This window comes from Labrenzia sp. 5N, from assembly GCF_012395805.1.
Lineage (GTDB): Bacteria > Pseudomonadota > Alphaproteobacteria > Rhizobiales > Stappiaceae > Roseibium > Roseibium algicola.
The window spans coordinates 552,330-576,999 of sequence record NZ_JAAZTM010000020.1; the positions used below are offsets into that span (position 1 = coordinate 552,330).

25 protein-coding genes and 1 tRNA gene are annotated in these 24,670 nt (G+C 53.1%); 15 read left to right on the plus strand and 11 right to left on the minus strand.

The genetic code is table 11. The features are described 5' to 3' along the window. Nucleotides 1-108: 108 nt before the first annotated feature. Both HEP89_RS23130 and HEP89_RS23135 read left to right on the plus strand, forming a co-directional pair. Nucleotides 109-987: a hypothetical protein gene (locus HEP89_RS23130; protein ID WP_168693157.1), complete on the plus strand. Its 879-nt coding sequence runs from the start codon at nt 109-111 to the stop codon at nt 985-987. Between the two features lie 184 nt (nt 988-1,171). Continuing rightward, nucleotides 1,172-1,444, plus strand: coding sequence for a hypothetical protein (locus HEP89_RS23135; protein WP_168693158.1), 273 nt, complete (start codon nt 1,172-1,174; stop codon nt 1,442-1,444). A gap of 453 nt (nt 1,445-1,897) precedes the next feature. On the opposite strand, the gene HEP89_RS23140 is transcribed toward HEP89_RS23135, so the two are convergent. After that, the gene (locus HEP89_RS23140; RefSeq protein WP_168693159.1) at nt 1,898-2,626 is read right to left on the minus strand and encodes a hypothetical protein; all 729 of its coding nucleotides are present in this window, start codon (nt 2,624-2,626) and stop codon (nt 1,898-1,900) included. A gap of 292 nt (nt 2,627-2,918) precedes the next feature. On the opposite strand from HEP89_RS23140, the gene HEP89_RS23145 reads away from it, so the two are divergent. From HEP89_RS23145 to HEP89_RS23165, 5 genes are all read left to right on the plus strand, one after another. After that, entirely contained in the window at nt 2,919-3,377 is a 459-nt protein-coding gene (locus HEP89_RS23145; protein WP_168693160.1) for a hypothetical protein, read from the plus strand. A 492-nt stretch (nt 3,378-3,869) separates the two neighbouring features. After that, nucleotides 3,870-4,178, plus strand: a complete 309-nt coding sequence (locus HEP89_RS23150; protein ID WP_197923281.1) for a DUF2312 domain-containing protein — start codon at nt 3,870-3,872, stop codon at nt 4,176-4,178. Next, entirely contained in the window at nt 4,178-4,441 is a 264-nt protein-coding gene (locus HEP89_RS23155; protein ID WP_168693161.1) for a hypothetical protein, read from the plus strand. Before HEP89_RS23150 ends, HEP89_RS23155 begins: the two co-directional genes overlap by 1 nt. Continuing rightward, a complete protein-coding gene (locus tag HEP89_RS23160) occupies nt 4,438-5,064 on the plus strand; it encodes a hypothetical protein (RefSeq protein ID WP_168693162.1) in 627 nt (208 codons plus the stop codon). Before HEP89_RS23155 ends, HEP89_RS23160 begins: the two co-directional genes overlap by 4 nt. Before the next feature lie 232 nt (nt 5,065-5,296). After that, nucleotides 5,297-6,421, plus strand: coding sequence for a tyrosine-type recombinase/integrase (locus HEP89_RS23165; RefSeq protein ID WP_168693163.1), 1,125 nt, complete (start codon nt 5,297-5,299; stop codon nt 6,419-6,421). 222 nt (nt 6,422-6,643) lie between these two features. Here the strand turns inward: HEP89_RS23165 and HEP89_RS23170 are convergent, their stop codons facing one another. From HEP89_RS23170 to HEP89_RS23180, 3 genes are read right to left on the minus strand one after another with little or no spacing between them, the layout of a single operon-like run. Then, nucleotides 6,644-8,431 carry a response regulator receiver domain gene (locus HEP89_RS23170; protein ID WP_168693164.1) on the minus strand — a complete coding sequence of 596 codons (1,788 nt, stop codon included), beginning with the start codon at nt 8,429-8,431 and terminating at the stop codon, nt 6,644-6,646. Then, nucleotides 8,424-11,411, minus strand: a complete 2,988-nt coding sequence (locus HEP89_RS23175; RefSeq protein WP_168693165.1) for an ATP-binding protein — start codon at nt 11,409-11,411, stop codon at nt 8,424-8,426. The genes HEP89_RS23170 and HEP89_RS23175 overlap by 8 nt, the downstream gene beginning before the upstream one ends. After that, nucleotides 11,408-12,553, minus strand: a complete 1,146-nt coding sequence (locus tag HEP89_RS23180) for a DNA cytosine methyltransferase (protein ID WP_168693506.1) — start codon at nt 12,551-12,553, stop codon at nt 11,408-11,410. Before HEP89_RS23180 ends, HEP89_RS23175 begins: the two co-directional genes overlap by 4 nt. A 393-nt stretch (nt 12,554-12,946) precedes the next feature. Between HEP89_RS23180 and HEP89_RS23185 the strand changes: the two genes are divergently transcribed. Further along, nucleotides 12,947-13,261 (plus strand): DUF3180 family protein, encoded by a 315-nt coding sequence (locus HEP89_RS23185; protein ID WP_168693166.1) that lies wholly within the window; start codon nt 12,947-12,949, stop codon nt 13,259-13,261. A 506-nt stretch (nt 13,262-13,767) separates the two neighbouring features. Beyond that, on the plus strand, nt 13,768-14,295 hold the full coding sequence (locus HEP89_RS23190; protein WP_055654034.1) for a hypothetical protein: 528 nt from the start codon (nt 13,768-13,770) through the stop codon (nt 14,293-14,295). A 36-nt stretch (nt 14,296-14,331) separates the two neighbouring features. Here HEP89_RS23190 and HEP89_RS23195 read toward each other — a convergent pair whose 3' ends face one another. The 3 genes from HEP89_RS23195 to HEP89_RS23205 form a co-directional block, all read right to left on the minus strand. Beyond that, nucleotides 14,332-14,817, minus strand: coding sequence for a DUF192 domain-containing protein (locus tag HEP89_RS23195; protein WP_168693167.1), 486 nt, complete (start codon nt 14,815-14,817; stop codon nt 14,332-14,334). A 169-nt stretch (nt 14,818-14,986) separates the two neighbouring features. After that, on the minus strand, nt 14,987-15,568 hold the full coding sequence (locus tag HEP89_RS23200; protein WP_022999344.1) for a cold-shock protein: 582 nt from the start codon (nt 15,566-15,568) through the stop codon (nt 14,987-14,989). A gap of 155 nt (nt 15,569-15,723) precedes the next feature. Then, complete coding sequence (locus HEP89_RS23205; protein WP_077292971.1) at nt 15,724-16,485, minus strand: Sir2 family NAD-dependent protein deacetylase; 762 nt, start codon at nt 16,483-16,485, stop codon at nt 15,724-15,726. 54 nt (nt 16,486-16,539) lie between these two features. On the opposite strand from HEP89_RS23205, the gene HEP89_RS23210 reads away from it, so the two are divergent. Continuing rightward, nucleotides 16,540-16,980 carry a VOC family protein gene (locus HEP89_RS23210; protein WP_022999346.1) on the plus strand — a complete coding sequence of 147 codons (441 nt, stop codon included), beginning with the start codon at nt 16,540-16,542 and terminating at the stop codon, nt 16,978-16,980. 125 nt (nt 16,981-17,105) lie between these two features. Beyond that, nucleotides 17,106-17,181 (plus strand) — tRNA-Glu (locus HEP89_RS23215). A gap of 54 nt (nt 17,182-17,235) precedes the next feature. Here the strand turns inward: HEP89_RS23215 and HEP89_RS23220 are convergent. Continuing rightward, entirely contained in the window at nt 17,236-18,120 is an 885-nt protein-coding gene (locus HEP89_RS23220) for a hypothetical protein (protein ID WP_168693168.1), read from the minus strand. 446 nt (nt 18,121-18,566) lie between these two features. Here HEP89_RS23220 and HEP89_RS23225 point away from each other — a divergent pair, with 446 nt between their 5' ends. After that, nucleotides 18,567-20,135, plus strand: coding sequence for a caspase family protein (locus HEP89_RS23225; protein ID WP_077292973.1), 1,569 nt, complete (start codon nt 18,567-18,569; stop codon nt 20,133-20,135). A 129-nt stretch (nt 20,136-20,264) separates the two neighbouring features. Here HEP89_RS23225 and HEP89_RS23230 read toward each other — a convergent pair whose 3' ends face one another. Continuing rightward, entirely contained in the window at nt 20,265-20,690 is a 426-nt protein-coding gene (locus tag HEP89_RS23230; RefSeq protein WP_077292974.1) for a biopolymer transporter ExbD, read from the minus strand. Nucleotides 20,691-20,835: 145 nt separating this feature from the next. Here HEP89_RS23230 and HEP89_RS23235 point away from each other — a divergent pair, with 145 nt between their 5' ends. From HEP89_RS23235 to HEP89_RS23245, 3 genes are all read left to right on the plus strand, one after another. Next, nucleotides 20,836-21,294: a DUF1036 domain-containing protein gene (locus tag HEP89_RS23235; RefSeq protein WP_077292975.1), complete on the plus strand. Its 459-nt coding sequence runs from the start codon at nt 20,836-20,838 to the stop codon at nt 21,292-21,294. A 141-nt stretch (nt 21,295-21,435) separates the two neighbouring features. Further along, nucleotides 21,436-21,792, plus strand: a complete 357-nt coding sequence (locus HEP89_RS23240; protein WP_022999351.1) for a hypothetical protein — start codon at nt 21,436-21,438, stop codon at nt 21,790-21,792. A gap of 35 nt (nt 21,793-21,827) precedes the next feature. Next, nucleotides 21,828-22,499 (plus strand): MotA/TolQ/ExbB proton channel family protein, encoded by a 672-nt coding sequence (locus HEP89_RS23245; RefSeq protein WP_022999352.1) that lies wholly within the window; start codon nt 21,828-21,830, stop codon nt 22,497-22,499. On the opposite strand, the gene HEP89_RS23250 is transcribed toward HEP89_RS23245, so the two are convergent. Beyond that, on the minus strand, nt 22,491-24,224 hold the full coding sequence (locus HEP89_RS23250) for a hypothetical protein (RefSeq protein WP_168693169.1): 1,734 nt from the start codon (nt 24,222-24,224) through the stop codon (nt 22,491-22,493). The genes HEP89_RS23245 and HEP89_RS23250 overlap by 9 nt on opposite strands. After that, entirely contained in the window at nt 24,221-24,643 is a 423-nt protein-coding gene (locus HEP89_RS23255; RefSeq protein WP_168693170.1) for a biopolymer transporter ExbD, read from the minus strand. Before HEP89_RS23255 ends, HEP89_RS23250 begins: the two co-directional genes overlap by 4 nt. Between the last annotated feature and the right edge of the window lie 27 nt (nt 24,644-24,670).

Here is a 24,670-nt window from a genome sequence, read left to right on the forward strand (position 1 = left end):
TGCAGATTTACGCGGTGACACGCTCGGCAGTTGCGGGAGAGACTGACTAAGCAAACACGGATCGATTTCGTTCAATCCATGCTCCTGAATCAGTCGGAGAGTTTCCTCATGAATGAAAACTCTGATCGCCAAAGCCTTTTTGGAAACAATGTCACCGCCATTGGACAGCCGCTCATACAACCGCCCGTCTCGGACAGAGACCCGACCAAAGTGACTTTCAGACATGCGCTCGCCGCACTCACGCTTGAGAGCGAGGAAAAGATCGATGGGTTTGAGCAACTCGTGTGTCATAAACCAGATAATGCACGCTTATGCGTGCACGTCAATAAGTGCGAACGCTTTTTGATGCGTGCGATACACGAAAAACAACTCTATAAATTTGGGATGAACGCATCACCAGTCGACAGAATTGCAGCCGCATTGCTATTGAGCGGCAAAAGCTTTCGGAAGATCTCCGAGGCGGCAAAACTCGGCGTGAATTACGTTTCACATTTTTTTATAAAGCAGACACTTCCCAAGAACGACACTCTGGCTGCGCTTTGTAACGTCGTAGATGTCGATATGAACTGGGTACTGACTGGGCTCCCAAGAAACAAGCGAATTGACACGCTCTTGGACCTATTCTCGCACTTGTCTTTCGACCAGAAACGCGACGCGATTGCCAAACTGGCCGAAGGCGAAAAACTGAGCGTCGAGGATCTCTCTCACGTCTCAGAACAAACCAACACTCCAATCGAAGACCTGCGCGAATGGATCTCTGGAAATGAGACCACTCGGACGACTGACCACAGTTCCGCCGCGTTCGACGAACTGTCGCGTATCGCAAATGGTCGAGAGTTGGATATTGAGCTTCTCCAAGAATCCCTTGAGGAAGCGTATGAACTCGAATATGCGATCGCAGGCCGCCTTGGCCCACCTGAAAAACGTGCACAACTCGTCAAGAAGATTTACGCACTGAAGCTGTCGAAGTCAGATCGCGGCGCATAATCAGAATTTGTAAGCTGACCGTTCTGCAACTCACCACTTTCGCCTTGGTTGCATTTTATTGTTTTTTTACTCAACTTGAAATTGAGCTTTACAGAGAAGAAACTTTGCCCCTTAAATGCCTGAACGGCAATTCATATCAGATGTTTAATCCAATCAATTGAAGACCGTGCAACCGGGGCTGGAAATGGGTAACTCCTTTGAACGGAAGAAAATTGAGGCGTTCGCAGCTGAGGTTTACAAAGACCTCACGGTACGCTCCCCAGAGGAGGAACTAGAAAACTTTCTCGACAAATGCAGCGACTATAATTTGACCATCTTTGTCAGCTGCTTTGTTTGCCACGATCTGTTCGGACACAGTCACCCTGAACGTTTAATGGGTGACGATGTTGAACTGTTTATGAAACACGCTGACCCTTTTTTGCAGACGGCAATGCTGCAAAGGAGCTTGCTGTCATGACCAATAGCGTTACGCGACTTGATCTTTCATTCTTGAACTCCTCGACCGACCCAACAGCTAAATGCATTGTTTCTGAGTGCATCAGAAATGACTTTTTGCTCTGCGAGGAGATGGGGAAATATTCTGAACAATTAGTGCTGCTTGATGGAAACCCGTCACGGCTGCAGTCACCACAAATTTTGTGGGGAGGCAGTCAGAGCTTGGCATCTGCGCAATTCAACTTTGATTGGCCTAGAACACCCGTGTCCCCACGGTCTGTTTTTAGTGAAACTTACCGCCAAATTGTTGCTGGTGGATACTGCGACTGCATACACCAAACCTCCGTAATCATTGAACACATTGAGTGTGACGACACGGTCTTAATCGGTCGCCTCCCTGTTTCTTATGTTCGCGCCCTGATACCAATAACAAACGGACAAGGTGCATGGTTTATTGGGGTTTACTCGTTCAAGCCTAGTCCAGGCCGATATCCAAAGGCCTCATCAAAAGCTGAGCAATTCCGGCAGGCGTGCATCCCAGGAAGCACAAATCTTCATATGCCTTGTTCGCTGGCGGCCTCTCCCAGATAAGCCCCCCCGGATAGCAGGTGGTGTACCCCCACCTCAGGAAGAGTGCTTTCTCAAAGGCGTGATGCCTAGCCATCCATCCGTAAGTGTACACCGGTCGCCACTTGGTATTGGCGATGACCAGGCAAAGCCTGACGATATAGGCCGCCAAATTGTTCTCACGAAGGTCAGGCGCCACGAAAGTATCGCCGATGTAGGCAATGGACCCGGTGACGTCCTTTGCGAATGGAACCGCAGTTTCCGAAAGCAGAACAGGTTCACCATCTTTCGTTCTGTATGCTCGCATCCAAAACTCCCGGATGTACCTGTCCAGGTCCCAGCCTGAAATATCGTCACAACGAATAGCGGTGGTGGCTACAACATAGCCATCTGATGATCTGCATGTGACGCCTTGAAACATCGAAGGTGGCAAGGTGTTAAGCGTTCGGTGAAAGTACTCGCCGATGTAGCCTTTCTCAGAGTGCGATACGCTTTGCTCGTAGGTAGACACCTCGTCATGTAGCTCGATCTGGCTAACGCCTAGCGATTTGATCTTTGCCTCTAACGCCGCTCCCGCCCTCATCAAATCAACAACTGAAAACCGAATCCCGGCCAAAATCACACCCTCGCCAAACATTTTTCCCACCTAATCTAGCGGTTTAAACCCGAATTGCGCGGCAATTTTACGGTTGCAGGAACGTCTAATTCAACTTTTTTAAGTTCAATATATTGATTTGCACGCATTTGCGTGCATTATAGACACATAATCTGGTCGGCGTTGAGCTGAACGCCTCCCCTTAAAAAGTGTCTCAACATGCCTTTGAAAGTTGGAAACACCGAAAGAGCAACTGCTGCCACTTTTGCATGCTCCCAAAGATCGAGGCAGCGCGGTAGCGTTTCCTCAAAACTTGTAATCGGGAGACGCAGAAATGAGTTTCGTTCAGAACACTTGGTCGAGCCTGAAAGTTCTGAAAAACGGACTGGAATGGTTTCACACGGCGACACACGAAACGCCGGAGTACCGGGTGTGGATGGTTGGAACGCTCGTCGACAGCCTGCAGAAGTGCATTTCCCGACTGGAAGCAGAAATCCGGTTCTATCACTCAGCAAAGAGCCCGACGCGGTCGCTGGCCATCACAGAGCCGGATGGCTCCCAGAGGTACATGCATGGGGCGCAGGTGGAAACCTTGTGCCTACGCCTGCCAGGCGAGGCCGAAGATGCCGTTGTCTACGGCAAACCCGCCGCCTTGAAAGCAATTGCCGATGCCTTGGCCGCCACCGGTCATCCGGTATACGGCCCTGCCCCCATCAGCGAACTTGCTCAGCAACTGGCGGATGCATGCGATCCGCCAGGAAATGGAGATCCGCATGAGCATCGACGTTCTTGATGTTATCGCCCACGGCACCCTCTTTGCGGCGACCGGGCTTTCCGGCCTATGCATCGCCGCCGTTTTCTGGATGCAGTACCGCCAAGGCGCAAACAAGCGCCGATCACGATCTTCCAAATCCCTGATTTTCGGCCAATGGCCTCCCCTTTCCTGCCCAAGAGACATGAAAGCAGAACGCAATGCCGTTGCTCCCTCCCCGGTTTTGCGCCCTGACAGTCTTCGGCGCAGGCCCGACCGGAGTGTTGGCAGCCCCGCTCCGGTCGGCCCGTTTCCGTTGATCAACCGGGCACAGATCCGGACTGCACCGCCCCATTGGCGAGCCTTTGGTTCATCCCCTCAAACAGAAAGGACAGCCGAATGAAATAGCACTCACAAGGGACGGCGCCCGGACCTGACCACTTACAAATCGCAAAAGGATGCGCCGTCCTGCCAAGCAGATTTTGGAACCTCAATCTGTTTCGCAGGACTTCCCCCAAAACCAAGGAGATCGGAATGAGTGACCCAGGCGGCGTTGCCGGCGACCAGCTGCGCGCTTTTGTCGAGCGCATCGAGCGGCTCGAAGAAGAGAAGAAAGTCATCTCGGATGACATCAAGGACGTCTACGCCGAGGCCAAGGGCAACGGGTTCGACGTGAAAATCCTGCGCACGGTCGTTTCCCTGCGCAAGAAACAGCCGCACAAGCGTGAAGAGGAAGAGGCCGTTCTTGATCTCTACCTGCACGCTCTCGACATGCTTGTCCCGGACCACGATCCGGGAGCGGGTTCTGCTTCCGGACCTACTGCCGGATCCGGAGAAGGCTGATGTCTCACGTGTCCGCCCTGCAAGTTTCCGATGCAAAACGTTTGCTGCCGCCGGCCGCTCACAGGGCGGAACGGTTCCTGACTGATGCCGACAACCTGATTGCCGAGATCGTCAACTGTGAAAAGGATCTGAAGGCCTGCCTCGAGATCTGCCCGCACGACAAGGCGGAAATTCTCCGCCTGACCGAAACCATCAAGAAACGCGCCATGACGCTGCATGGCCAGGCCGTGCAAGCCTGTCAGAACATCAAGGATGGAAGATGACCCAGCATGCCTCCCCCGTTTCCGCTCGCTGCATGGCGAACCCGATGCTGATGGCATCCGGCCGCGCAGTCGATCTCGCCAACCTCGCTCCCGCGGACATCTTCTGGCCCGACCTGGTCGAGGCACTTGTGAAGATGCCCCGGTTCAACGGTGCAACCCCGCACGTCCACTACAGCGCTGCGCAGCATTGCTGCCTGATGTATGATCGTGCGGTTGACGCGCATAAAGCCTATGCTCTCCTGTCGGATTTCCATGTCGCGTTTTCTTGCGAACCGCCCTGGCCTTTTTTGGCCTTCGCTGCCGCAAAGACCGGCTTCGCCGACGCCTTCATGGACGCGATCCGCGAGGCGAAAGGCGAGCTGACCGATGCCATTTTCGCAGCTGCAGGCCTTCCTGAAGATGATGACGACGAAGTCGCCATGGCCCGGATCAAGTATCTACAGATCCTCGACAAGTCCGTCACGGCAACCGAGGTTCGCGATCTCCTGAAGGCAAGCGCCGTCATGGAAACATGGCACCTGCCGAACCCTTTCAAGGAAGTCATCAAACCTTGGGGCCTAGACGAAGCGCGTGCGCAGCTGGAATTGCGTCTGTCATTCATCGGCATCCGCGCCCGGGGCTAAGCAACAATCCGATGCAGCCCCTCCCCGCCAGTGTTCAACAGTCTTTGGATGACCTCTTTACCGAGGCCGGCGGACCATTGGTCGGCCACGCTGCAGCCGCCCGGTTTCTCGGGGTGCATTCGAAGACGTTGACACGCTGGGGTGATGATGGCCAAGTTTTCTATCGCATACGGGGTGCGCGGCGAGCATATGCAAAAGAAGACATCGCCGCGGCCATGACAGGAAGCTCGACATGTCAGTCTTCAGGAAGCGCAAACGCGACCCAGAAAGCGGCGAATGGGTCTACACTTCGCCGTACTACCACTTCGATTTCGTCCTCACGATCAACGGGACACGTCGTCGATTTCATGGCTCAACTGGAGAAACGACAAAAGGCCGCGCGCAAAAATTCGAAGAAAAGGAAAAACGGCGCGTAAAGGACGAAGGCCCGAACGACCACATGACCCTCGGCCAGGCGTGCCTGCGCTATCATGAGGAAGTCATCAAGGGTAAGTCCTCCGAGGTCGACGAGCTGATCGCCATCAAACACTGCTGCCGCCTGATCGGCAGCGACCGACACCTGACCTCCCTCACAACCGACGACATCGCGATCGCCGTCCGCAAACGCGCCGGCGAAACCAAGGGCAAGAAGAACAAGACCCTCGTCGCTCCGGCAACCGTCAACCGCCAGATCATCGAAATCATGCGCAAGGTGCTGAAGCGCGCGAAACGCGTCTGGCACGTGCGGATCGATCTCGACACCTTCGATTGGTCGAGCATGCGGCTCAAGGAACCAAAAGAACGCGTACGGGAATTCGTAGGCGACGAAGCCGACCGGTTCTGGGGGGTAATGCGCCCAGACTACGGCCCATTCGTCTGGTTCCTTTTGTCCCGTGGTCTCCGCGTCAATGCCGCCGTCGGCATGTCAAAGGACCGCCTGGACGAACCGCGCTGCCGAATCCAGATCTGGATCAAGGGCGAAGGCTGGGTATGGGTACCAGTCACCAAAGAACAGATGTCCGTTATCGTCCAGGAAGCAAAGAAGGCCCCAGGCAAAGCCGTCTGGAGCTACGAAATGCAGCGACACCCGAACCGAGGCAAACGCCAACCGATCACTTACACCGGCTTTCGCCGCACCATGTCCTCAGCCTTAAAAGCCGCCAGCATCACCGACTTCCGCATCCACGACCTACGCCACGACTTCGCGTCCAAGCTACTGCGTGCAACACGGGACCTTGCCCTGGTGAAGAATGCGCTGAAGCATGCGGATATATCATCGACGGTTCGTTACGCGCATGTGCTTGATGAGGATGTCCGGGAGGGATTGGAGGTTTTAGAGGCCAAGAAGCCGAAAACCCGGAGTCAAGCTGAGCGGTAGTAGCTTTTCGCAGCCCAGAAACTTCACTCGAGATTCTGGGCTTTGAGTTATGGTGGTATGAAGAAGCTTCTTGGTTTGCCAATTTCAATCGGTAGCATCCGAGCTACACCAGATGCGTTTAAGTTGGCATATCCGAGACAGAACTAGAGATCGCTGCTTGCGTGAACCTTTAAACACGATGTTTCAACAAAACAGTTTTGAAATACTGTGTCCGAAACTGCACTAGCCAACGAAGTTCAATCCAATTCTGGTGACGGCACCTCCTAATCGTTGAACCAGGTTCTGCGCGTATTCGTACCGAAGCTGGTAACGAACCTCAGTGGGATGACTGACCATTCCAAATTCGTTTGAAAGTTCGTTGGCTTCAGAACGGGTAATCGTAAATTTGAAACCATCGTTAAATATGCCCCTATTGTCGGCATAAAACACCTCTGTCTCCGGCATTGCATCCGGACTCGAGACAATTGAGAACACCGATACGCCCTCGTCAGAACTTAAGAACAAAAACTGATTACTCTGAACGTTGTCTGGGAGTTTATTTGGCTTCCTAGCGTGAAGCTTTATTGCGTTAAATCTAAGCCTGTCACCGTGTAACTTGATGTTTCTGGCGGAAATCTGAGCTGGTACTGTATCACACAAGGGCGAGACACAAATCCAAGTTTCCCCTGCTGCGTCAAAGATATGGCCCGTCTGTATGTGCCAACCACCAACGTCTTCGCTGCAGACTAAAGCATTGTGCATCAACCGAGCCTTCTGAAGTTGCTCCGCATTATTGAGATCAACTTGGTAGTGGTCCATCACTATTGAAATGTTATCTGATTCATTTTCTCGCCTTTGAGATTTGACTAGCGTCTCTGCAAAGGCCCGAACTCCTGGGAGCACTTCAGCCATCATGGCCTCAATGTGCCGCCTAACCGTTCTGTCTATAGTCGATTTGCGCTCTACTTCGCTAGAAAGCAACAGTTCTTTGAACCAAAGAGCTGAGGAATGATTGTCAGCAAGGGCCCGATCTTGCATTTCGACCCCTTGATTTTCAAGATCGGCTGACATCTTGGCCAATAGAAGTCGTGATGGCCTTGGCTTCCAATCAGACAACGCAGCTCGAAGAGCCTCTAGTAGCGGCTTGTTCGCTTTCTTGTCCGAAAACGTGATAAAGCCACGATCTGAACGGATCCACTTTACTTCACCTGCATCGCGAAAACTTGAAACTCCGCAGCCTCGGTCGCTCAGTTGATCAGCAATTTTATCCTGATATGCAAGGACCGCAGACATTGCCATGCTGAGCCAATACTTCTTTGGTAACTTTATGTCTTCAAAGAGCTTCTTAAGGTTAGCAAACTCCGAGCGACCAGACATGACGCGGCAAATGTTCTTGCTGTCTTGAACCACCGAAGAAAATTGTCGAAATCCAACAGCCTTCTCAAGGCCATCTGAAAAACTGTCCGGGATATCAACATTCTCATATGCCTCCTCAACATTCTTCGCCGCTTTGGGGGGCAGTGCTGGCAAACAATTTTTCTCGAGTAATCCGATCAGAAACGTCTCAAAAACCTCGTCTAGATCTTTATTTGTGTTCACAATGATCAGGTTAAAATGATCACTAGCGAAGAGCTTCCGTGCAATCCGAAGAGAACGAGTGTGATCTTCTGTGTTTTCTGGATCCAGTTGGTAGTCCAACACTAAAAGATCTGTTTGATGAAGGTGTGCCGCGCCCTCCACTTCGTCGTCGTCCGTAAGGTTTTGGGCGTCATGAATGTCAAGGATGTACTTCTTCTCTTTTGATCGAAATTCACTGACAACTTTCATCACTTGTTGAGGATTCTTACGCCAGTCCTTTTGGCGTTCAGCTTGGACCGGCTCGCCTTCGGGCTGGGATAGCCCCTCACCTTCGGGCCTGGATACAGAGTTCAACACTTCTTCGATCGTCGGATAATCGTCATCAACAATCACAACTGATCGAATGGGCTCTATAAATGCAGCTTCAATGAAGGTCTCGAATGCCTCAGACATTTGTGAACTCAGCTCCGTTCAACTCAATAATGAAATTCGCTCCTGTAAGCAGTTGGCTGCCAGCATCCCGAGCATAAGAAAGTGAATGCCCGCCAGAGACCAAATTGGCTTTAGCAAGGTACAGCCCAACGCCTCTGCCGCCTTGAATTTTCCTGGTGAAGAAAAGCTTGAAAAGGTTTTCAACGTCTTCAGCCGAAACGCCTGGGCCGCTATCTGCCACAACGACCTTTTCAGACTTGACGTCAAACAAAATTATTCGTTCTTCATTGTTGCTGGTACCTACCCAGTAGATACTGTTGTTCACCAAGTTGATGAACACCGGGAGTAATCTCGATGGTTGATCAAATACTCTGAAGCCAAGAAAGGCCTCAGAGGCTTTAAGCTCGATCTGGTTCTTCTTTAAGCTCGGTGCGAAAAAGTCTTGGATGTAATCGCGTATCTCACTGCCTGTAATCCATCGCTCGATCTTGATACCAGACAGTCTCAGCGGTGAAAGAAAACGAAGCTGATCGGTCAATCCTTCATAGCCAAGCGTGATATCTCTCACAGCTTTTGTCTCTGATAGCTCAGACGGAAGAGCCCTAAGACCTGACGCTATAATATCGTCATAGTCTTGCAAATCATGCCCCGTGATCTCAACCGCTATGCCTAGCTGAGCCAAGCTGTTCAGACGATCAAGTTCAACTCTTGCGTCCGCAAGTTCCTCCATCCCACGTGTGGCAAGATGTTCGAGATCAATGCTTTCTTTAAGGCCTTCAAGAGCACGAACGTAAGGTTCAAAAATGTCTTCATTCTGTTCAGAAATTTCGCGATCTATCTTGGTTAGCTTTGCCGATGCAGAAGAAAAGGTCTCTCGTTCAGCGTTGAATAATTGCAGCACCGCCTCGGCTTCATCCCTAAACAAAGCCTTTCTCTGATCTGAGAGGTCGGTGATCCGCTTGAATTCTTCAGTTTGCAGTGAACGTACAAGCTTCTGCCAGTGCGTGACACGTGCTGAAATTCGGTTTCGAGATTTTTCCACCTGACTTTCCAATACCGACAGTGGATCGGAAGGCCGGAACTTCTCAACCTCTTCATCGACAGCTTTGGAAACACTTGCATAAAGTTCTCGAGCGCGTGCCGCCTGTGAACGATACAAAGAATAATTCTCTTTCTGGCGAGGAGACATCGACCGAGGCGCACCCGGGATTGTTGCTGGTGGGAGTTGATCCCGGAATGAAGAGATCAGTTCCTGCTTCTCTGCAACATCAGCGTCGCTTGTGATGGTCAAATCTTGTCCAGCTTCCTCAAGCCAGCCTAATAAATTAGGTAAGATCTCAAGTCCTTCATTGAGATTTCGCGCAAAAGTCCTGTTGTTTTGCGCCCTCAGTTTCTGCCGATTTTCAGCATCGCGTGCCTGCTTCTTGTTTGCCTGTACGTCCGGTAGCAACTCTTTTCTGATTGGTGCGTCAGTGCCGAAATACTTGCGAGCTGACTGCATAAGAAGGTTTACCACAACATCCTTAAGAGCTTTTGCTGCGCGGTTGTCGATAACGCCTTCGCGCCCGGCTTTGTCTTTCAGATTTGGATTGCCAAAACGACTAATTCCAATGCGACCAAACATCCGTCGGTGGTTCCAGAATTCACGACCGGCGTGCCTCGATCGACGGTCATCAATCTCAAAGAAATCGTCACCACTTCGGCCATATGGCAGCACGCGCAAACCATCCCTGAATATCATGAAGCCAGCGTAGAGTTCGGCTAAGTCTCTGAATCTGTCATGTTCCGCCTTGTCGTGGGTCGACTTCATATAGTCGAACTCCATCGCGGAAATGAACAACTCAAAGCTACCTAGCCTCGTATCCACTCGAGTTGGGATTTGAACGTCAGATGCCGGGAGAATTTTTACTTGTTCCGGAAGCCATTTTCCCCAAGCCTTTATCTGTCCACGGAACACGCCTTCAGCGTCAACGTTGCCTACGATACAGTGCTCTAGCTTTAGAACGTCGCGGCGAGAGATGCCGATATCACGTCCAACAATCGTCTTCGATATCTCGTCCTTCCAAGTGCGAACCTGGTAGGAAAAATCTGCAAAATAGTCAGGCAGTTCTGGGTCTTCTGGATCAACGTAAGGATCAAGAAAGCTAGCCAGAGTTTCTCTGAAATTCTTTCGTGTCCGAGCAACCGACTGCTTAAACGGCGGGGATAGAAGCTGCGATCGTAAGTCGTAGTTGATACCAGAAACCAAAAGAGCTGTGCCGCAATCTGAAGCTTCTTGTGCGATTGCCCATCCTGAAAGGTGCCTAAGTGAGAAATTTAATTCCCGGACGCTCTTGACTATCGACTTCGAAGTCACCCCCCCTGCTCGTTCAGGTAGATTGTCGAAATCCTCCCAAGCTTTTGCAATTCTAAGCGCATTTTCAAGTTGTTCTGGGTCTTCTTCCTTCTCAATTTCGACAATGTCAGGCTCAATATTCTGAACCAGCTCTTCAATCATGTTCGGAAGACGCCTAAAGACATCATTGAGATCGGAAACTTCGACTACAGGAAAGAAAATGTCAGTTAGATTTAGGTAGGGATTTTCGAACAACCGCCAGTCAACCAGCGAGACGACGAAATCTTGATTTGATCGTTTAGAAACGAGTAGGAGTATCGGCCCAAGGTTGGCGCAAGAAAGTCTCCCAATGCCTTTCTGACCTTGCTTTACTCTTTCTTGCAACCCATTTCGGTCGGCCTTTGGAACTTTGTCAGCCGTAGCCTTTGACTCTGTTCCAATAACCAGCCATCGATCTTGAAATTCCGCTAAGCTCATTCCATGGCCGTTATCCGACACCACCGCCACTGGAGACTTTTCGTCGAAAAGGTCTAAAGCAACGTCCGTCGCATATGCATCGAACGCATTCTTCCATAATTCTGAAATTGCCGTTGGACAGTCGGCAACTTGCTCTCGACCCAAATGGTCGACCGTCCTAGCTCTTGTCTTGAATCCGGAACGGTTCATAGTTTGCGCGCCTTATTTGACAGCAATTCTGCAGAAGAGCCTGCAGGGACAATCATCGTAAGTAAATGATTTATCAGTGCTTCTGCCATTCTCACTGGAACCGCATTGCCAATCTGTTTACCGGCTGCAATCAAGCCTCCATCAAATACAAAGTTGTCTGGGAAGGTCTGAATACGTGCTGCCTGACGTACTGTAATTCCATGATTCTCAGTTGGATGAACAAACCTGCCCTTAGAAGGGTTGATGCACGCGGTAGTCATTGTTGGGGCGGGTGTACGCGAGTCAATGCGGCCATATACGTCCTTGTGACCATCATGTTTTTTGTGGCACGGAAGTGTCCTGCCTGAATCCTTTCTTGAGCCACCGTTTGGTGGTGTATTCTTGAATGCTCTGATAAGTTCTTCATTGTGTTTCATGTGTAAATCATTGGGGTCACCAAAAGGTGCCGGTAAGAAAGCGTCTTGGCAGCAGATCCACCCTTTCCTCGATTCACCACTTGTCTCTGAATGTGTTGGTATAGGTGGCCAACTCGAATTTATTGCCCCTCTTTGCTTACACATACCTAGAATGAACACTCGTTTTCTTCGTTGCGGCACACCGAAATCTCGAGCATCCAGCGTTGTTGGCGCAAATACGGTGTAACCGCCATCTGCGGCAAGTTGGTAAAATTTTTCTAGATAGTCCCTGTGCCTGGGCCAAAGCAAACCAGGTACATTTTCCATCAGAAAAGCCTTAGGTCGTAGTGCTCTAACAAAATCGAAGTACCGATAAATCAATGTATTTCGAGGATCGTTCACACCAGCGTCGTTAATTCGATGCGTAGAAAACCCCTGGCAAGGTGGCCCTCCTAAAAGAAGGTCGCATTCTGTACCTGACGGAAAATGCTTTTTGGCTAGTGCATCTGCATCAAGTTTCATAATGTCGTCGGTGTAAAGCGTTGTTTGACCATCACCACAAAGGTTTTGACGATAGGTGGCTGCGGCAAATTTGTCGAATTCCACTGCAAAAACAACTTGAGCACCAGCGTATTTTGCTCCTAGAGAAAAGCCACCTGCTCCGGAAAACAAGTCCACAACTTTAGGTGATAGAGCTGTTGGTTTTATGGCTAGTGAATCTTCGGAGTTAAACTGCTCTAACCTCATCAAGGCCCGTCTCTTTAATTATCCTCACCGCGCTGAACAATCGACTCACCCTTGAAAGGTGCACAATTGCTCGTTGCTATCCTGAACGATAATGATCTTCCTCGTTAGGAACAAGCACGTGAAACCCTATTCAGTCGCCTAAAGTTCTTCAATTATTTCATTCAACATAATCCAATTAGAAGTAGCATCCCTAGGCTGGAGTGCTCGTGAAGGACCAGTTTACCCAAAGGATCGCGTAGAGAAGAGCTGGATCACTTGTTTCATCGAGATCTTGGAATGGTTCGCGTTTTGGATGCGGTAATCCGATAAATAGGGGTTCACGGACGCCTCATACATAGCCTAGGTCAAGAAACATCAGACCAATCGCTCTCAAACGTTTTGAAAGCCCATCGCATGAAAAAACGGCACAAACACTATCTAATGGGGTTTTTGCTCGGCTTTCTTGCTGCAACCTGCCTAATGGTTCACGCCATTTACACCCGCAATCTCGAACCGAATTTCACCCGGCTTTTCGTCTTCCCGGTTTTGATGGGGGTGCTAATTGCCCTCGCCGCCTGGCATTCGAAAGCATGGGATCTCAGAAGCCGGCGCCTGCGCGAGGAATTCAGAAGGCGCGGCTGGAACTTGACCGCTTATCGGATCACAGCTCTTGCTCTTGCCGTGCTCCTTGCATGCGCCCTGACAATCGGTGATTTTTGGAATCGCTAACGGTCACCAAGTCCCGAAATAGTCCCGAACTTGATCTATTGAATGTCTCTGTGAGGAAATTTTCATGAAGTTTGTCAGGGACTTATGGATTTGGGCAGAAAAACTCCCAAACCAGATGCGCTACCAGGCTGCGCTATACCCCGAACAGTTGATGCGCTCGGATTTATAGGCCACAGACTCTATCGTCAAGCTAGAACAAACCAAGAATATCCGAGTTTTGTGGGCAAAACCTGACAAACATGTCCCGTACTTTGTTCTCAGTTTGCCCACAAAAGCAAAATGGCACGCCCGATGACCGCGAACGAGCCTCGTAAACGCGCCGGCCAAGGCATCGTGCCGTCACGGTCTTTGAAAGTGCAAACTGAACTTCAGTATATTTGCTTGATCAACCAGATTACTGGCGGCATTCTCCCGCATGAAAAGTATCCAAGCAATTGAATCAAATACCAAGACGTTTACATCAGCCAAATTACAATTTTTGATATAGATTTCAGGAAAAGAAATAGATGATCACCAAAGATGACTTCACAAAGGCATTAAAAGATTTCGGTGGATCCGAGTCCCAGAAAATACTTCAGGATCCACAAGCATACCAAGCTACCTTTGACCTGCTGATCACCGTCGCAGAAGATTCGTCAATCTTCCAAAAAAAGCTGTCGATCGCCAATACAGCAGCGGGTGTCGCCAATATGGCCGTTGGACACTCCTCTGCCGACCGTCGGACAAAGAATGCTGTTCGCGCGGGATCTTTTGCTTTGAGCCAATTCCAGCAGACAGCGAATCTAGCAAGTGTCACCAAGTTATCGCCAGGAGCCGCGATGGTTGCTGTCAGTGCCACAGTCGTCAACAAGACAGGTATTATCGTGTCCTTTGCAGGCGGAGACAAAAAGAAGGCTCAGTGCATCGGTGCGGTGATGGAGCTTTCTGCTTCCGCGGTAATCACCGCCGTGTCTGCACCAACGGGTGTCCTGCTGGTCCTGTCGGTCGCCAGTCTGGCCGCCTCATCGGTCAACGCATATAATTCATGTTTTTAGAATTTTCGGGCACGCTGGAATAAGTGCCATTCGGTTTCATTCCAGCCCCATGGACGGGCTGCTGACCTTGTCTCCGGCCGAGATATCGAGTTTTTCCGCCAGACCGGCGTTTATTTCGAACACGTACTTCGCCGGACCAAGTGAGGGAATGACGTCTTCGGAAAAAGGCGTGGTGTTGTCGGCGATGCTGACGATGGCACCCTTTGCGTCAATGAAAATGATGTCGAGTGGCAGGGGCGTGTTTTTCATCCAGAAGTAACGGTCGCCCTCCCCTTCGAAGAGGAACAGCATGCCGCGTTCCGCCGGCATCTCTTTGCGGAACATCAATCCCATCGACCGTTGCCGGTCCGTTGCCGCAACCTCCGCCTTGAACTGGTGTTCCTTGTCTCCAGACCGAATGAGAAGATCTTCCACCGGCAGGTTCAACTGCGGGTCCTGCGCCAGCGCCTGCCCTGGCGAACCCGCGAGCGAAAACCAGAGTGTTGCGGCAAAAAGCGAGAGGCACAGAAAGAAAGGACGCATTCTGAAAACTTCCTGAAAGGCCCGGCAGAACCGGTTTGGGAGACTGGCAGTCAAGGGCAAGACCGGAATAACACTTCCCGTTTGCCAAAGAAGATTGCCTGAAGGTCGACAAACAAAAAGGCCGGAACATGTCCGGCCAAGTCAATGTGCAGAATGACGGAAAGCGGGGTCAGTGAGAGGCAGGTATGTGGGTGCCTGTCCCGACCGGACGGATTTCAGCGGCCATGCGGCCTTTCGGGCCTTCGCCGAAGCGCACCAGCACATCCTGGCCGGGACGCAATTCAGTGATGCCGAAACGTCGCAGCGTCTCCATGTGAATGAAGATGTCTTCTGAACCTTCACCCTGGGTCAGAAACCCGAAACCCTTGACGCGGTTGAACCATTTGACGGTCGCTTTTTCGAAACCGCTTTCGGGGACAACCTGAACATGGGTGCGCGACGGTGGCAGCTGTGACGGGTGGGTCGCTGTGCTTTCGTCCATCGACAGGATGCGGAAGGCCTGAAGACCGCGCGGCCTGTCGAGTACTTCGCAAACAACCCGCGCGCCTTCATAAGCAGTCTGGTACCCGTCTCGCCTGAGGCAGGTGACGTGCAAAAGGATATCACCGTCGCCGTCGTCCGGGACGATGAAGCCATATCCTTTCCCGACGTCGAACCACTTAATCGTTCCGGCAATCTCGAGAACATCAACGGCGACTTCGTCCGTCAATGTTTCGAGTGCGCGGGGCTCCCGTGCGGTTTTAACCCCCATAGCCTTTTGTCCCGTCTCTGGTCCGCATCATTAAGCTGAAGGCAAAATTCGACTCACCAGCCAGCTGATTCCTAACAAAAATGATAACATTGTGCTTTCTGGCGAGAAGGGAAATTGTCGGACTAACCACAGACCATTTACGGAAATCAGGCCGGTTATTCGCCAAATCTCGCAAATGTTTGAGCTAAAGGCGTTCGAATGACTGTTGACGCATAAGAATCGAGCGGCGTTTCCTGGCCGTTTAGAATCACTAGGTCTGCACCGCCACGAACGGCGATGGCCGGCAGTTGTGCAGCTGGATGCACGACAAGTGACGAGCCCAACACCAGAAACAGATCGCAAGCAGCAGCAGCCTCCGCTGCCCGCTCCAGTTCCATTTCCGGCATCTGCTGCCCGAAACTTATGACCGCCGCCTTCAACAGTCCGTTGCAATCTGGACATCTCGGACTTTGCCCGGCGTCAACAATCGGCTTCTGAGCTTCCAGTTCAGCCCGCGCCCCGCAGGAAAGACAGGTTGCGAATGTGGAATTGCCATGGATCTCGACAAGCAGGTCTTCCGGAAACCCTGCTCGCTGGTGCAGGCCATCGACATTTTGTGTGATGAGGCAATGAAGCTTGCCGGCCTGCGCCAGGCTCGTCATTGCCAGATGTGCTGCATTCGGCTCCGCTCTTGCGAAATAGTCCATCATTTCGAACCGGCGTTCCCAGTCTTCCAGGCGGCAATCCTCATCGGCGACAAAGTCCTGGTATTGAACAGGCTGACGTTTGGACCATATCCCGCCAGGTGAACGGAAATCCGGAATTCCGGAGTCCGTCGATATCCCCGCCCCGGTCAGGGCAACGATCTGCCGGTAGGAACCTTCCTTGAACTGTGCCACAAAGCGCTGAGCTTCGGGCAAGGTATCAATGCACTTCATCGGCCGGTCCGGTGCCCGTTTGGAAAATCCCTCGATTGAGGAAAAGGATAGGACATGCGTTATTTGCACACGATGGTCCGCGTGACCAACATTGAAGACTCACTTGATTTTTATTGCAACAAGATGGGCATGACGGAAGTCCGTCGCTACGAAAACGAAAAAGGCCGGTTCACCCTGATCTTCCTCGCCGGATCCGATGATGTCGAAGCCGGAAAGGCAAACGCTGCGCCGCTTCTAGAGCTGACCTACAATTGGGATCCGGAAACCTACACCGGCGGCCGCAACTTCGGCCATCTCGCCTATGAGGTCGATAACATCTACGAATTCTGCGAGAACCTGCAGAACAAAGGTGTCACCATCAACCGTCCTCCACGTGACGGCCGCATGGCCTTCGTTCGTTCGCCGGACAACATCTCCTTCGAGCTGCTTCAAAAGGGTGAAGCGCTTGAAATCAAAGAACCCTGGGCCTCCATGCCCAATACCGGCGAATGGTAAAACCGGACAGTTTTCAACAGGCGCAGGCCCGGGATTCCGGGCTTGCAAAAAATTGTCGCAAAGGCTCTTGCGGGCTGCTCCAATCCCGCCTATAAGCCTCCCCACGACGCAGCCGCGTCGACCGCGCGCCCATCGTCTAGCGGTCTAGGACGCCGCCCTTTCACGGCGGAAACACGGGTTCGAGTCCCGTTGGGCGTGCCAACTTCTTCCCTTCCGGTTCAGAAGCAGGCACCTGGCATTGGCGTAAGCTACTGGTCAAAGTGCACCTGGCGATACGTAACTGCCTTTTATATCCAGGGCAGGTTCGTCCTTGCGGAACAATGTCCGCCCCGGAAATTCCTTTTTGTAGAATGCTTCGATATCTGCGGCTGCAGGGCCGGCATACTCTATCCGTCCGCTTGGGAAGAATATGTCCAGGTCGTCATCCTTGTGCTCCGTCGCATAGGTTTCCTGCGATCCGTGCAAGACCATGGCAATGCCGAGCCGGTTGTTGACGAAATGCTGCACGTCAAAAAACTTTGGCGAGCGCGTGTGCTTCTGACCCAGGCGATCCTCTCTGACGCGGATCAACTGGTCAGGAGCGTCCATATCGACGATGCCGTAGAGATCGAAGTCTCCGTGTACACACTTGGCCGCGGTGATAAGCGAACTGGACGAGAACTTCACACAGCCGAAATAGGGGTCTTCTGGATTGCGTTCGACGAAATAAACGCCTCCACGCGGAATGTAGGTCAGTTTCCGTTGCTGTTCGAAGGTTGCCATTTCAGGTCGCAACTGTTTTTGAAATTCCATCCATTCCTCGATCACCTTTGCCATCTTGCTCGCCTTGAAGGCCTTTTCGCCAACGATTTTTGGATCGACTACCAGGCCCGCAAAGTTCTTGCGCTGCGCGTCCGGACACTTGCTTCCGACGGGCTTAACATCGAAATCCGCAGTCTTGGCCTTGCAATCCAGGCGCTTGGGCGTGGCGTAGGGTTCGCCAACGTGCTCAAGGGATGCTGTGTTTGTCCGTCGTACCAGAATCGCAACGTTGTAGAGCCGGGCTGCGGACTGAAATACGCCGACATGCTTGGCTCTCATATGTTTGAGAATATCTGCTCTTCCGGCCATAATGTGTTCTCCGCTGAGTGCAGGCTTCAACCGGGCCTGCGAAAACGCGCATTTGCAATGAAACCAGATTACCAGACAGTCTCCCAAACTCGGTGATTCAAGTCACAAAGCGTTTTTTCAGGTCGAAAAACCCGGTCCGTTTTCAAGTTGTGGCCGGCAAAAAATCCGCTACCACCTTCCCTAACGTCCTTTCGTGTTAACGTAACTCGAAAAATGGCAGCAACTGTCTGTTGAAAAGTGGTTTTTAAAAAAAGGATTGGCTATAGTCTGCAACTGATTTTAGTGGGGTCATCAACGGACCGTTGCGGTCCGGATTCAGTTGGTTGCAGGGACAGCTTCTTCTATTTGACGTTCCTGTGACGCGTATTACAGAAACATAGTGCCATCCGGGGTACCTGTTCCTCTCAAGAGGACAAAGACCTCGTGTAAAGATCGGTTCAACCGACAGGCAACCATGATCTACGAGAGGACAGGATATGTTCAAACGAATGATCGCCGTGCTGGCAATAATTCTCGCAGGGACGGCTCCGGCACTGGCTAAGCGCGTTGCCCTCGTACTCGGCAACGGCGCTTACGAGCACACAGTACAACTTCCTAATCCGGCAAATGACGCCGAGCAGATGGCCGCCAAACTCAAGGCCCTCGGCTTCGAAGTCGTCGCCGGGCAGGACCAGACTTATGGCGAAATGCGCAGATCCGTCATGGATTTTGCGAAAAAGGCATATGGCGCGGATATCGCCATTCTCTTCTACGCCGGCCACGGCCTTCAGGTCGCCGGTCAGAATCACCTGGTACCTATCGACGCCACGATCGAGGATGAAACCTCGCTCGACTTCGAAACCATTACCGTTGATTTCATCATGCGCCAGATGTCCAAGGACGTGAAGGTTCAGATGGTGTTCCTGGATGCCTGCCGCGACAATCCGCTGGCCCGCACCCTCGCACGCCGCATGGGACCGAGCCGCTCCGGCAGCATTGGTGCAGGTCTTGCTGAAATCAAGATTCAGGAAACCGGCGGAGAAGGCTCCGTGATTGCATTCGCGACCAGCCCGGGAGATGTTGCCCTGGACGGCGACGGTGCGAACTCGCCCTTCACCTCTGCGTTGATCAGACATATCGACACGCCGAACGCTTCCATCCAGACAGTCATGACTCGCGTTACCGGTGAAGTCTATGAAGAGACGGAAAAGAAGCAGCGCCCGTGGGTGAATGCATCTCTGATCGGCGAAGTGTTCCTGAACAAGCAGGCCGCACCGGCCGCGACGACCACTGTTGCCTCCCTTGGCGACACCGCGACGTCCGCTCCGCAGCAGCCGGTTGTCAACAATGCAGCAACGACCTCCCCCAGCCAGTCGGCAATTGCATGGGAACGTGAGAAGCTCATCTGGGAAACTGCCAAGTCCAGCAACACCGTTGCTGACTACAAGGCTTACCTGGATGCCTACCCGTCAGGCCTCTTCGCGGACTTTGCGCGCAATTCCATCAAGCGGCTCGAAGCCGGCAGCCAGGTTGCTTCGGTCAATCCGACCGTCGTCCCAGGTGCAGCAACGGCTCCTGCCGCCAGCACCACGGGCGTTGTGGCGACCCTGCCGGACCCGCAAAAGGCCGTTCCGGGTAATGAGGCGACCGAAGCATCACTCGGCTGGAACCGTACTGCCCGCCGCGAAGTTCAGACCCGTCTGAACCTGGCTGGTCAGGATGTCGGCCGCCCGGATGGTGCCTTCGGTCCGAAGACCCGCGCCGGTGTGAGTGCATGGCAGGCTGCCAACGGCATCGTCGCCACGGGTTACTTCACCGCCGCCCAATACGCCTTGCTGACTGCACAGACGGCGACGCAGTATTCGGTCTACCAGGCTGAAGTGAACCGCAAGCAGCAGGCTGCCGCGAGCGCCTCTCGCAGTGCGACTTCCACGCGCCGCACCAACAACACCACCACTCACCGTGCGAACAACAACAACAACAACGGTGGTAACTTCAACCCGGCTGGAGCCGCTTTCATCGGTGGCGTTGTGGGTGGCATCATCGGCGGTGCAATCGGTCGCTGATCAACCGACCTGTAGTCACATGTCAAACCAGAACGGCCCGGTCTTGAAAACCGGGCCGTTTTTGTAGCCACAGACGGGGTTTTGCGTACGAACGGTTCGTTTGCATTGCAGGAACGCCTTGTGTTCCTGTCAATCGAGATGCAGCCGAACGCTTGTCAACTTTGACGTTCGGGCTTCGTCCAAAATCCGCACGACCTGCTGAAAATCGGTTCCCTTGTCAGGTAAAAGAACAGCGTCCCTGGCACCAGCTTCTGCCAATCGGTTCAGTTCCTGTGCCAACCCTGCAAGTGGCAGTGCATTTCCATTAACAGTCACGGCGGACAGATCTTCACCGGAAACAGACTTCACGACGATCAGGACTGCGGGAACGCTGGCGTTCGAGTGTGCCTCTGCCCCCCCTGCCGGCGCACCACCACCAAGCGCAACTTCCATCGGCCGCCAGACACCAAATGTGGAAGACAAAAGAAAGAACATGATCAGGATAAAGATCACATCGATCAGCGGTGTCAGCGGAATGCGCTTTCGCCTTGCAAGCGGTGTTTCGATGGAGATCATGGCTCAGGCCATCCCGGCTCTTCAGGTCATTTCGAAAATCGAGTTTCGCCGAAATAGGACTTCAGCTCAATCGACTTTCCTAAATTGACCGCGGGTTCGCAATTCCTTAGCGTATTTAGCAGGTTGGCAAACTGGAAACACGAGCATGAAAACGGACCGCGACAGCGGCAAGGTTAGGCAAGGACGCCGGATCGGGTTACGCGGGATCGCGTTATTCGGGGCGGTGGCGCTGTCTGGAATTTTGTCGACCTCTGCTGCTCACGCGGGCCTGCGTGTTTGCAACGGGTCCGTTGATCTCGTGAACGTCGCGATCGGCTATGAAACCGACGAAGGCATGCGGACTGAAGGCTGGTGGACAATCACTGCCAACGCCTGCAGCCAGGTGCTGCAGGAACCTCTCGAGAAAGCACGCTACTATTTGCACGTGGCAGACGGGTTTGGCGAAAGCCGTCTTGGAGGCGATATCACGCTTTGTATTCGCGAGGAAAAATTCGTTCTTTTCGATGGCGATCAGTGCTGGCAACGCGGGCTGATCGAAGCAGATTTCTTTCAGGTCGAAACCGAGGGAAAACAGGATTGGACGGTCCTATTGTCTTACGATTAGGAACGGCAAAGACCGGCATTCACAATCCTTTCCAACATTCATTGACGCATTAACCGGGGGAACAAGATGCGGATATTGGTTCAAAGAGTTTTTATAGCGATTGCAGTTGCCATTTTGGCGGCACCCGCACAGGCACAGCAAGTGACGGGTAAAATCAGCCTCGAACTCAACCAGTTGCAACCGACAGCGGACGGCGGCTGCCGCCTTTCGATCATCGCGACCAATGGCCTTGAACGCCCCATGGACAAGCTCGGCCTGGAAATGGTTGCCTTCAACAAGGACGGCCTGGTGGATCAGTTTCTGCGTCTTCAGTTCTCCCGCATATCCGCCGGTAAAACCAAGATCCTGCAATTCGACCTTGCCGGGAAGGCTTGCGACAGCCTTTCGCGGCTTCACATCAACGACGTCATGAATTGTGTGCCTTCCAGCATTACCGATGTCTATTGCCCGGATCTGCTGGACCTGAGCAATCGTACACCCATCGAATTCGGCGATTGACCCTACCCTTGAACGTCTGATGGAGCGTCTTTCGCATGGTCGAGACATCTTCCTCCCTTCTGGAGCTTGGCGGGCCGGTCGTGCTCATCCTGCTCGCAATTTCCGTTGCAGCGCTTGCAGTCATCCTCGCCAAGACCGTTCAATTCTCCACGGCCCGTGTTGGCCGTCACGGACTTGTTCGTCAGGCTGTCACCCAATGGCGAAGTGGTGAACGCACCAAAGCCGCGCAAAACCTTTTGAAGGACAGATCCTTGTCGGGTGCACTGGTGCGCAGCGCCATGGACGCCATCCAGATGCTGGATCAGCAGCCCCTGTCCTCTCAAGTGCGCGACATCAGGGAAGAACGACTACGTGAGGAAATTTCTGCCAGGGCTGCCGACCGTCTCTTCGGCCTCGCCAGTTGGCTGAAGGCGCTTGATCTGGTGACGCAGATTTCGCCCTTGCTCGGCCTGTTCGGCACGGTTCTCGGGATGATCGAAACGTTCCAGACCCTTCAGGAATCGGGTGCGTCCGCCAATCCTGCCACGCTTGCCGGTGGCATCTGGGTAGCGCTCCTGACAACTGCCTGCGGCCTTGCCGTTGCAATGCCGGTATCCATTGCCGTCACCTGGTTCGAAACGAGGCTGGAAAAGGAACGGGCCGCGCTGGAAGTTCTCCTCACCGGCGTCTTCACTGCCGGTGCTTCATCATCGCAACCCTCAGCGTGAAACCTTGAACGCCGTCAGCGAATAGACCCCAGGCTCTGCCAGTATCTCGGCCACCCGTTCGGAAGGAAGCCGTCCGAATCGAGAAGGCTGCCGCTCTGAAGGGCGGTTCCAGATTGCGAGCACGAGCGCTGTCTCGTCACTCTTGTCGCTGGCAATCATCGTCACCGGTACCTTGAAGCGCCAGCCGCCTGCCGTCTGACTGTTCGATGCAGGCAGAAGAAACTCCCGGCCGTCATGGATCTGCCCGGCATCATCGATCAGGTACAGTTCAGGTGGCCCCTTGCCACTGAGATCCAGTCCCGACTGTTCCGCGCTTGCAATCCGCTCGATCGGCAAGTCACGCTGAATCACACCGGATACAGGAGTTCCGCTGCGCACGACCGTCCGGTCCAGTTCAACCAGACCGGCTGCTTCAATGCCTTCAGAAACGCCAAGAGCATCCAGCAAGGCGCATTGCCTGCGCGTCACCAGTCGGACTTCGATCTTTGCCTCGAAACCCTGATCCGCCTTGAAGCGCTGATCGAAGATAGCGAAAGGCGCTATGCCTGCGCCAAAGGCCGTAACTTCCGCGGTGTCCGCACCAGCTGCAAGAACAGACATATGTGTGCATTCACCGAACTTGTAACCGGCAACATAGTCCGACACCTTTGCCAGGGGATCGATGGAAGCAACCGCGACGGGCGGCACGTTTTCTGTCAACTCCCCTTGAGGCTGCGTTGCGGGGACCGTTGAAGAAACCGGGGCATTGGGCGCTAGCTCGGGCGTTTCCGTTTCCGTAGGCTGCAGGGCAGCAACCTGTTGTTCCGCTGGCAATACCGCATCCGCCTCCACACTAACCACCGGATTGACAGTAACGCTGGTATCGGGTGCAACAACGCCCGGGCTTTCAACGGAAGGCTGCGTTTGTGGAACAAAGACCTCAGACACGACTTCGTTGCCAGTGGCTTCAGCAGCGGGCTGATCGACTGCGAGCGGAGCCAGAACAGGACTTTCCTGCACAGCCGAAACGATTGTCTGCGTCTCACCTGCGGCGGCAACCTCACCGATATCCGTTGCAACCGCTACCGAAGGCACCACTTCCACCGTGGCTGGGACTTCGGCACCGGAAAGAGTGACTTCAGACCCGGCAATAACGTTTGGCGCGACGGACGTCACAGCGACAACGGCATCCGGTACAGGCGTGGCGGCGACAACGGTGGAGGCGGTTTGCGGAACAACAGAAGGCTGAATCACCTGAAGCTGCTCCGGTGGCGTTGCGGTGACCGGGCTTGTTTGGACAGGGCTGACTTCTTGCGCTTCAATGATAGGCGTGTCGTCCGAAAGCGATTGATCCAGAACGGTTACCGGCACGGCTTCAACCAGTGCATTGACTGGGCTTTCGGTGACCACCGGCTCAGACAATACCGGCTCAAGGATCTCCGCAGTCTCGGAATTGACAACTGTTTCCACTGGCACAGAAGTCTCGACGGGCAAGGGAGTGTCCGGTTCGAGCGGTTGTGTGATTTCAGTTTCGACACTTGCCAGATCTTCAAATGGCAGACCACCACTTTCCAGGATCACTTCGGTCTCGACCGGTGGCAAGGGGGCTTCTTCCGTCCAAGGCAACGCTGGCAGGCCGTAGATCAGCGCGGAAACATGCAAGGCAACCGAAACGCCCAAAACAGCCGGCCACACGTACCCCGGGATATCCCATTGCCGGTCCTGGTTATAGGCGACAACGGTCAAGGTGCACCTGCCTCAACAGTCATCAGTGTCAGGCGTTTCACACCGCCAGCTTTCAATCTGTCGGCAAGTGCGGAAATGGCTTCCATTCTGGCTCGCTTGTCGACCTGAACCACCATGTGGGTTCTGTCGGATTGCCGAGCTTCAAGAAATGGGCCCAGGTCGTCGTAAGCCAGAACTTCACCGTCGAACCAGACAGTCCCTGCCCTGTCCAGCACAAGACTGCCTTCCAGTTTACCGCTGCCATCGTTCTGTTGCGTTTCCGCCCAGTCGAACCCTTCAGGCAAGGGGGGCCGCAGCGTTCCGGATACCAGTAGAAACAGCAGCAACAGGAACACCACGTTGATCAATGCAAGGGAGCTGTCCGCACGCCGGTGCGGTTTCAGCTCCTGCAAATGGATCGGTTTGGTGTAGCGTTTCATGGTTGGCCAGAATATCCGCTGCGCCAG

What these genes read in the sequence shown, in the direction of transcription:
- HEP89_RS23130 (WP_168693157.1), top strand. Translation starts at nt 109, where the DNA reads ATGAATGAAAACTCTGATCGCCAAAGCCTTTTTGGAAACAATGTCACC.
- HEP89_RS23135 (WP_168693158.1), top strand. Translation starts at nt 1,172, where the DNA reads ATGGGTAACTCCTTTGAACGGAAGAAAATTGAGGCGTTCGCAGCTGAG.
- HEP89_RS23140 (WP_168693159.1), bottom strand. Translation starts at nt 2,626, where the DNA reads ATGTTTGGCGAGGGTGTGATTTTGGCCGGGATTCGGTTTTCAGTTGTT.
- HEP89_RS23145 (WP_168693160.1), top strand. Translation starts at nt 2,919, where the DNA reads ATGAGTTTCGTTCAGAACACTTGGTCGAGCCTGAAAGTTCTGAAAAAC.
- HEP89_RS23150 (WP_197923281.1), top strand. Translation starts at nt 3,870, where the DNA reads ATGAGTGACCCAGGCGGCGTTGCCGGCGACCAGCTGCGCGCTTTTGTC.
- HEP89_RS23155 (WP_168693161.1), top strand. Translation starts at nt 4,178, where the DNA reads ATGTCTCACGTGTCCGCCCTGCAAGTTTCCGATGCAAAACGTTTGCTG.
- HEP89_RS23160 (WP_168693162.1), top strand. Translation starts at nt 4,438, where the DNA reads ATGACCCAGCATGCCTCCCCCGTTTCCGCTCGCTGCATGGCGAACCCG.
- HEP89_RS23165 (WP_168693163.1), top strand. Translation starts at nt 5,297, where the DNA reads ATGTCAGTCTTCAGGAAGCGCAAACGCGACCCAGAAAGCGGCGAATGG.
- HEP89_RS23170 (WP_168693164.1), bottom strand. Translation starts at nt 8,431, where the DNA reads ATGTCTGAGGCATTCGAGACCTTCATTGAAGCTGCATTTATAGAGCCC.
- HEP89_RS23175 (WP_168693165.1), bottom strand. Translation starts at nt 11,411, where the DNA reads ATGAACCGTTCCGGATTCAAGACAAGAGCTAGGACGGTCGACCATTTG.
- HEP89_RS23180 (WP_168693506.1), bottom strand. Translation starts at nt 12,553, where the DNA reads ATGAGGTTAGAGCAGTTTAACTCCGAAGATTCACTAGCCATAAAACCA.
- HEP89_RS23185 (WP_168693166.1), top strand. Translation starts at nt 12,947, where the DNA reads ATGAAAAAACGGCACAAACACTATCTAATGGGGTTTTTGCTCGGCTTT.
- HEP89_RS23190 (WP_055654034.1), top strand. Translation starts at nt 13,768, where the DNA reads ATGATCACCAAAGATGACTTCACAAAGGCATTAAAAGATTTCGGTGGA.
- HEP89_RS23195 (WP_168693167.1), bottom strand. Translation starts at nt 14,817, where the DNA reads ATGCGTCCTTTCTTTCTGTGCCTCTCGCTTTTTGCCGCAACACTCTGG.
- HEP89_RS23200 (WP_022999344.1), bottom strand. Translation starts at nt 15,568, where the DNA reads ATGGGGGTTAAAACCGCACGGGAGCCCCGCGCACTCGAAACATTGACG.
- HEP89_RS23205 (WP_077292971.1), bottom strand. Translation starts at nt 16,485, where the DNA reads ATGAAGTGCATTGATACCTTGCCCGAAGCTCAGCGCTTTGTGGCACAG.
- HEP89_RS23210 (WP_022999346.1), top strand. Translation starts at nt 16,540, where the DNA reads ATGCGTTATTTGCACACGATGGTCCGCGTGACCAACATTGAAGACTCA.
- HEP89_RS23225 (WP_077292973.1), top strand. Translation starts at nt 18,567, where the DNA reads ATGTTCAAACGAATGATCGCCGTGCTGGCAATAATTCTCGCAGGGACG.
- HEP89_RS23230 (WP_077292974.1), bottom strand. Translation starts at nt 20,690, where the DNA reads ATGATCTCCATCGAAACACCGCTTGCAAGGCGAAAGCGCATTCCGCTG.
- HEP89_RS23235 (WP_077292975.1), top strand. Translation starts at nt 20,836, where the DNA reads ATGAAAACGGACCGCGACAGCGGCAAGGTTAGGCAAGGACGCCGGATC.
- HEP89_RS23245 (WP_022999352.1), top strand. Translation starts at nt 21,828, where the DNA reads ATGGTCGAGACATCTTCCTCCCTTCTGGAGCTTGGCGGGCCGGTCGTG.
- HEP89_RS23255 (WP_168693170.1), bottom strand. Translation starts at nt 24,643, where the DNA reads ATGAAACGCTACACCAAACCGATCCATTTGCAGGAGCTGAAACCGCAC.